Source organism: Pseudoalteromonas sp. SIMBA_162, from assembly GCF_046535955.1.
In the GTDB taxonomy this organism is placed as follows: Bacteria; Pseudomonadota; Gammaproteobacteria; order Enterobacterales; family Alteromonadaceae; genus Pseudoalteromonas; species Pseudoalteromonas marina.
Genome location: NZ_JAWJBQ010000153.1, coordinates 1 through 345 on the forward strand (window position 1 = coordinate 1; position 345 = coordinate 345).

Here is a 345-nt window from a genome sequence, read left to right on the forward strand (position 1 = left end):
CCAGCAAGGCCATCGCCGGGTCGGTGATCTCGAAGCCGAGATCACGCTCGGCCAGACGCGCCTTGAGACGCTCAAGCTGAATGCCCGCGATGGAGGCGATCTGCGCCTGCCCCAGCGCGTGGAACACGACCACTTCATCGATGCGGTTGATCAGCTCCGGACGGAAGTGATCGCCGACGACTTCCATCACCGCCGTCTTCATGTCGTCGTACTGGAAGGCCGCCTTGCGCTCGGCACGCTCGTCGGCGCTTTCCGTACTGCCCTCGTCTTCCGCCAGCTCGCCATTGAGACCGCTCATGCGCTGGATCATTTCCGAGCCCAGATTGGAGGTCATCACGATCACGG

Annotated in this window: 1 protein-coding gene; it reads right to left on the bottom strand. The window is 63.2% G+C overall.

All coding sequences use genetic code 11. From position 1 onward, the window contains the following. Positions 1–345 (bottom strand): AAA family ATPase (locus R0J88_RS19125; RefSeq protein WP_410900748.1); only part of this gene is annotated, 345 nt, incomplete at both ends.